We start from the raw sequence: 6995 nt of genomic DNA, 5'->3' as shown, positions 1-6995 counted from the left end.
TTGAGGCTGGTGCCCAGGTCAGCAGGGGACCCGGGCCGCCGGCTCGACTGGCCCGGCCTGTTCCTCACCACGGTGGGCGTCGGCGCCCTGGTGGTAGGCCTGGAACTGGCGAGCGCCCACCCGGACACGCCCTGGGCCGGGATCAGCGCAGGATCCGGTGCAGCGTCGCTTGCCGCCGCCGTGCTGTGGATGCGCCGTACCCGGAATCCGCTGTTCAACCTGGACGTGTTCCGCACCCGGACCTTCCGGGCCATGGCGACAGGCGGGTTCGTCTACCGGCTCACCATTAGCTCGGTCCCATTCCTGCTGCCGCTGATGTTCCAGGCAGGATTCGGCTGGTCCCCCATCCACGCCGGCATCATGGTGGCGGCAGTCTTCATTGGCAACATCGGAATCAAGCCGGCCACCACGCCGCTGATCCGGCGCTTCGGCTTCAAGGCCATGCTGGTGTTCGCGTCGCTGGCGTCGGCCGCAACCTTCGCCGCCTGTGCCCTGCTGACGCCCGAGACTCCCCAGGCCGTGATGTTCGCCCTGCTCGTCTGCAGCGGAGCCTTCCGGTCCATCGGCTTCTCGGCCTACGCCTCCGTGCAGTACGCGGACATCGTGCCGGCCCAGCTGACCTCCGCGAACACCGTCTCCGCCACGCTCGTTCAACTGGCCACGGGCGCGGGCATAGCGGTGGGGGCCCTGCTGATCCGGATCTTCGACGGGCTGGCCGCGTTTCCCCAGGACCCTGCGGGGCCATTCCGCGGGGCGTTCCTGGTCATGGCCGCCCTGATGCTCGCCAGCACCGTCGACAGCCTGTTCCTGGCGCGGCATGCGGGCGCTGAGGTCAGCCGGCCTGGAGTGAATAATCCTGTGCCCAGCGGTCCAGAGGTCAGCCGGCCTGGGCCAGGACCAGCGGAAGAACAGCTCCAGCCCCGGCCTGCCGAAGAGCGCGGCCCGCGACCGTAAGTGTCCACCGGCTGTTCGCCAGGTCATCAATGAGCATCACGCTTTGCCCCTGGATACCGCCCATCGCCGCTGCAAGCTCCGGCCCAACCACCAGGCGGTCCCAGACCCCGGCCAGCCGGTAGGCGCTGTTGCCGCCCCGGCCTCCGGTGGGGCCGCCGTGTGCAAGCTGCAGCTCGCCAAGGTAGGGAATACGGCCAATCTCCGAGATCCCCCTGGCAAGGGATCCGACCAGCTGCGGCTTGCTCCGGGACGGGACGCTGATAATGGCAGCGGGCCTCCCGGCCCCGCTCCAGCCCGGCGTGCGTGAATCACCGGCACCCCATTCCCTCAGGACCTGAACACATGCCTGCAGCATGCCCGGGTCCACGGGCCGGTCCTCGGCGCCGGCAGCAAAAAGCTCACGCAAGGCGCCGCCCCACCCCAGATCGGTGAGCCTGGCGAGGACACGCCCTTCTGCAAGGCCTTCACCGGGCTTAAGCTTGCCCTTCACCGGGACGCCCAGGCGGTCCATCCCGCTGGGCCACTGCAGCCGTACTTCCAGCACGCCACCCGCCCTGCTGAGGGTCTGGTTCGCCGCGGCCGTGGCATCGGCCGCCACCTCCGCCGGGAACCACTGCCCGGCGCAGTTGTCGCACCGCCCGCAGGGGTGTGCCGTTTCGTCGTCGAGGACTGACGTGATGTACTCCATCCGGCAGCCGGCCGTGTCCTGGTAGATGATCATGGAGTCCTGCTCGTCCACGCGGGCCTCGGCGATCCTCTGGTACCGCTCCGCGTCGTAGACCCACGGCTGCCCGGTGGACCGCCAGCCGCCGCCGACGCGTTCCACGGCACCGTCCACCGACAGGACCTTCAGCAGCAGCTCGAGGGGGGTGCGGCGGAGGTCCACCCGCGCTTCCAGCGCCACCGTGGAGAGCGCCGTACCGGCCTCGGCCAGTGCAGTCAGGACAGCCGCCGCCTTGTCCTCCGAGGGCATGGAGGCGGTGGCGAAGTACTGCCAGATTTCGCGGTCCTCGGAGCCGGGCAGCAGCAGGACGTCGGCGTTGGCGGCGCCACGTCCGGCGCGGCCCACCTGCTGGTAGTAGGCCACCGGCGAGGACGGTGCGCCGAGGTGCACCACGAAACCAAGGTCCGGTTTATCGAATCCCATCCCGAGGGCAGAGGTGGCAACCAGTGCTTTGACCTGGTTGTCCTTCAGCAGCTGTTCGGCGCGTTCCCTGTCGGCGGGGTCGGTGCGGCCGGTGTAGGCAAGGACTTCGTGGCCCGCTTCGGCCAGGAGCCTGGCAGTGTCCTCCGCCGCGGAAACCGTCAGGGTGTAGATGATGCCGCTGCCGGGGAGGTCGGACAGGTGCGTCAGGAGCCAGCCCAGGCGCTGCTTGGAGTCGGGCAGCGTCAGGACGCCCAGCCGCAGCGAATCGCGGCCCAGGGCGCCGCGGATGGTGAGGACCCCCGCTCCGAGCTGTTCCTCGATATCGTGCACCACGCGCGAATTCGCGGTGGCCGTGGTGGCCAGCACCGGGACCGACTCCGGCAGCCGGGTGATGAGATCAGCGATCCTGCGGTAGTCCGGGCGGAAATCGTGCCCCCAGTCGGAGATGCAGTGGGCTTCGTCGATCACCAGCAGGCCGGTCCGCCGGATCAGTTCGGGCAGCTGGTTTTCACGGAAGGAGGGATTGGTGAGCCGCTCAGGGGAGACCAGCAGGACGTCCACCTCGTCTGCGGCCAGCTGCTCCCGGACGGTGTCCCATTCGAGCTGGTTGGCGGAGTTGATGGCCACCGCGCGGACCCCGGCCCTGGCTGCGGCGGCCACCTGGTCACGCATCAGGGCAAGCAGGGGCGAGACGATGAGGGTGGGACCGGCACCCCGGCGCCGCAAAAGCAGGGACGCGACAAAGTACACGGCCGACTTTCCCCAGCCGGTGCGCTGGACCACCAAAGCCCGCCGGCCGCCGTCCACCAGCGCCTCAATGGCTTCATACTGTCCCTCGTGGAAACCGGCTTCGGGGTGTCCCACCAGCTCCCGGAGGACCTCCAGCGCCTGGTGGTGCGTTCCGGAAGCTGAAGAAGCGGAGCCGGAAAGGGCGGCATCGGCAACGGCAACTGTTGAAGGGGGCGTGTCAGAGAGCGTGGCGTGCTGGTTATCGACCATTGATTCAGTATCCCAGCCCCCTCCGACACCCGGCACCTCGGCAGCACGCATGTGGAAAGCCGGGAACAGTCGCGACCGTCATATTCTGCAGCCCCCACCCCTCCTCCACAGGCACCTTCCGCGTCCACGTAAGATAAAGCCCGTGACTAGCGAACAGACAACGACTTTTGATCTCTCGGCATCCTTCAAGGCCTACGACGTCCGTGGCATTGTGGGCGAGTCCATCACCGCCGAAATCGTCGAAGCCGTGGGGGCCGCTTTCGTGGACGTCCTGCAGCTCGAAGGCCAGACCATCCTGGTGGGCGGGGACATGCGTCCGTCCTCCCCCGAATTCAGCAAGGCCTTCGCCAACGGGGCAGCCACGCGCGGCGCCAACGTCGAGCTGCTGGACCTGATTTCCACCGATGAGCTGTATTTCGCCTGCGGTTTCCTCGACCGCGCCGGTGCCACCTTCACCGCCAGTCACAACCCGGCCGGCTACAACGGCATCAAGATGTCCAAGGCCGGCGCCGTCCCCATCTCCTCCGAAACCGGCCTCAAGGACATCCAGACCCTCGCCGAGCACTACCTCAACACCGGCTCCATCCCCGCCGCCGGCGCCCGGGGCCTGGTCGGCGTCCGCGACGTCCTCAAGGACTACTCCGAGTACCTCCGCAAGCTGGTGGACCTTTCCGGCTCCCGGCCCCTGAAAGTTGTGGTGGATGCCGGAAACGGCATGGCCGGCCTCACCACCCCCGCGGTCCTGGGTGACGCCCTGCTCCCCAAACTGCCCTTTGACATCATTCCCCTGTACTTCGAGCTGGACGGCTCCTTCCCCAACCACCCCGCCAACCCGCTGGAGCCGGAGAACCTTCGCGACCTGCAGGCCGCCGTGGTCGAGCACGGTGCGGACATCGGCCTGGCGTTCGACGGCGATGCCGACCGCTGCTTCGTGGTGGACGAGAAGGGCGAGCCCGTCTCGCCGTCGGCCATCACCGGCATGGTGGCCCGCCGGGAAATCGCCCGGGCCAAGGCCCTGGGCGAGACCACTCCCACGATCATCCACAACCTCCTCACCTCCCGCGCCGTATCCGAATTGGTGGAGCGCGACGGCGGCCGCGCCGTCCGCACCCGTGTGGGCCACTCGTTCATCAAGGCGGTCATGGCAGAGGAAGGCGCCGTGTTCGGCGGCGAGCACTCAGCGCACTTCTACTTCCGCGACTTCTGGAACGCTGATACCGGCATGCTGGCTGCTATGCATGTCCTCGCCGCTCTGGGTGAGCAGGACGGCCCCCTGTCAGAGCTCGGCCGTGAATACGAGCCCTACGTCAGCTCCGGGGAAATCAACTCGGAGGTAGACGACAAGCCCGCCGCCGTCGAGCGTGTGCGTGCAGCCTTTGCCGGCGAAGACATCACCATCGACACCATGGACGGCAGCACGTTCACGGCGAACGACGGCAGCTACTGGTTCAACCTGCGCCCGTCCAACACGGAACCGTTCCTGCGGCTCAACGCCGAAGCAACGGACCGCGGCACCATGGAACGGATCCGCGACCGCGTCCTGTCGATCGTCCGGGCCTAATACGGGATGGCGGACCATACGGGGCCAGCAGCAGAAGAACAGGCCGGCTGGCGTGATTCTGTTCCGGAAGGCACGGCCACTGACCTGGAGAACCTCCTGGGAACGGGCGTCAGCGCCGCCCAGGAGCAACTCCAGCGCAACGGCGGGTTCATGCCTTTCGCCCTGACGGTGCAGAACGACGGCGAGGTGCGGCTCGTGGCTGTCTCCCCGGCCGACGCGGCGGAGGGAACGGACGCGGACTTCGACGCCGACGCCATGATCAGCGATTTACAGGCCCTGCTGCGGCAGAACCGGGACGACTTCCGGGCGGCCGCCGTGGTCTGCGACATCCTGCTGGTGGAAGAGGATTCGGACGCCATCCACGTGGCCGCGGAACACCGGGACGGATCGGTTTTTGCTGCCGTGCTGCCCTATGCAGCCAACCCGGCCACCAGGACCTGGGAGTTCGGCGAATTGGGCGCGGACACCTACGAACCCTCAATCTGGGTGGACTAGACCGCGGTCCGGCCATGAAGATCAACGCCTTCGCCGACGTCAGCCTGCGGGCATTGATGGTGCTTGCTGCCGTTCCCGGCGGTGAGCTGCTCACCACCCAGAACATCGCCGATGCGGTGGGAACGCCCTACAACCACGTCAGCAAGGCCATGGCCAAGCTCCGGATCATGGGCCTGATCGAGGTAGTCCGGGGCAGGGCGGGCGGATCCCGTCTGAGCCACGCGGGACGCACGGCAACCGTGGGGCAAATCCTGCGCGAACTCGACACCCGCAGCGACCCGGCGGAGTGCGTCGCGCCCAGCGGCAACTGCCCGCTCATCAACGAGTGCCATCTGCGCGGCGCCCTGGCACGGGCCCGGGAGGCGTTCTACCGGGAGCTCGATGCCGTGGTGATCGCAGACCTGCCGGGCTCCCGCCAGATGGCTCCCGTTTTCTCCATGATCGGCCTCCGGCCAGGCCTTTAGCCTCCCCGCACCATGGCCCGGAACACCGCGGCAACGTCCGTCCGCGTAAGTTGATTTCATCTTCTACAAGCTGTAGAACTTGACGTGTGAATACACGCATATCAAATGCTTGTATTCGTGACTGGCCGGACGAAGGCCCCGGCCGCTATCTCAGGAGTCCGTATGCTCTCGGAAAAGTCCCGCCCCGTCATTGAAGCCACCCTTCCGCTGGTCGGGTCGCGGATCGGCGCGATCACGCCCAAGTTCTACTCCCGCCTTTTCGCGGCCCACCCCGAATTGCTGGACGGACTTTTCAGCCGCTCCAACCAGCGGTCAGGCAACCAGCAGCAGGCACTTGCAGGCAGCATTGCGGCGTTCGCGGGCCACCTGCTCAGCAACCCGGGCACGCTCCCCGAGGCCGTCCTGTCCCGGATCGCACACAAGCACGCTTCCCTGGGCATCACTGAGCCCCAGTACCAGGTGGTCTACGAGCACCTGTTCGCCGCCATCGCCGAGGACCTCGCCGAGGTCATCACCCCGGAGATCGCCGAAGCCTGGACCGAGGTTTACTGGCTGATGGCCGATGCCCTGGTCAAGATCGAAAAGGGGCTGTACGCCAGCCAGGCCAATGACCGGATGTGGACGCCCTGGCGGGTTGCGGCCAAGACGCCGGCCGGCACGGGTGCCATGACCTTCACGCTGGAGCCGGCGGACGATACGCCGGTCACCGCGGCGCTCCCGGGCCAGTACGTCAGCGTCAGGGTGGTCCTGCCCGAAGGCCTGCGGCAGGTCCGCCAGTATTCACTGTCCGCGGACGCCGGCACCAGCCGCACCTTCACCACCAAGCTGGACGACGGCGGCGAGGTCTCCCCCGTGCTTCACAACAATGTGCAGGTGGGCGACATCCTCGAGATTTCCAACCCGTACGGCGAGATCACCCTCAAGGACGGAGACGGCCCGGTGGTCCTGGCCTCCGCAGGAATCGGCTGCACCCCGACGGCTTCGATCCTGCGTTCGCTCGCCGAGGCCGGAACGGACCGGCAGGTCCTGGTGCTGCACGCCGAAAGTACCCTGGACAGCTGGGCCCTGCGCGGCCAGATGACGGCTGACGTGCAGCGCCTGGACAGTGCCGAACTCCAGCTGTGGCTGGAAAAGCCTGAGGCGGGCGCCCGGGAGGGCTTCATGTCACTGCGGGAAGTAGACCTGCCGGCCGAAGCATCCCTCTATCTCTGCGGGCCGCTGCCCTTCATGAAGAGCATCCGCAACGAGGCCATCAACGCCGGCATCCCGGCCACCCGGATCCACTATGAGGTCTTCGGACCGGACATCTGGCTGGCCAGCTGACGTCCGCATCGATTGCTCCGAAAGCGCCGTTTTGACAAGCGAAAAGGGCAAT

At 67.4% G+C, this 6995-nt stretch carries 6 protein-coding genes; 5 read left to right on the top strand and 1 reads right to left on the bottom strand.

Annotated features, from left to right (window positions below):
• On the top strand, positions 1-954 hold a 954-nt coding region (locus P2Q66_RS04400), incomplete at its 5' end, for an MFS transporter (RefSeq protein WP_275725911.1).
• Here the strand turns inward: P2Q66_RS04400 and P2Q66_RS04395 are convergent.
• On the bottom strand, positions 878-3100 hold the full coding sequence (locus P2Q66_RS04395) for a RecQ family ATP-dependent DNA helicase (protein ID WP_275725909.1): 2223 nt from the start codon (positions 3098-3100) through the stop codon (positions 878-880). The genes P2Q66_RS04400 and P2Q66_RS04395 overlap by 77 nt on opposite strands.
• Before the next feature lie 142 nt (positions 3101-3242).
• On the opposite strand from P2Q66_RS04395, the gene P2Q66_RS04390 reads away from it, so the two are divergent.
• From P2Q66_RS04390 to P2Q66_RS04375, 4 genes are all read left to right on the top strand, one after another.
• Positions 3243-4661, top strand: a complete 1419-nt coding sequence (locus P2Q66_RS04390; RefSeq protein WP_275725907.1) for a phosphomannomutase/phosphoglucomutase — start codon at positions 3243-3245, stop codon at positions 4659-4661.
• A gap of 6 nt (positions 4662-4667) precedes the next feature.
• Positions 4668-5156 carry a hypothetical protein gene (locus P2Q66_RS04385; protein WP_275725905.1) on the top strand — a complete coding sequence of 163 codons (489 nt, stop codon included), beginning with the start codon at positions 4668-4670 and terminating at the stop codon, positions 5154-5156.
• A gap of 14 nt (positions 5157-5170) precedes the next feature.
• Positions 5171-5620, top strand: a complete 450-nt coding sequence (locus tag P2Q66_RS04380; protein WP_275725904.1) for an Rrf2 family transcriptional regulator — start codon at positions 5171-5173, stop codon at positions 5618-5620.
• Positions 5621-5782: 162 nt separating this feature from the next.
• Positions 5783-6943, top strand: a complete 1161-nt coding sequence (locus tag P2Q66_RS04375) for a globin domain-containing protein (protein WP_275725903.1) — start codon at positions 5783-5785, stop codon at positions 6941-6943.
• Positions 6944-6995: the final 52 nt, after the last annotated feature.

This window comes from Arthrobacter sp. Cr_A7 (assembly GCF_029222765.1).
Classification (GTDB): Bacteria; Actinomycetota; Actinomycetes; order Actinomycetales; family Micrococcaceae; genus Arthrobacter.
This window is presented reverse-complemented; position numbering and strand designations above follow the sequence as displayed.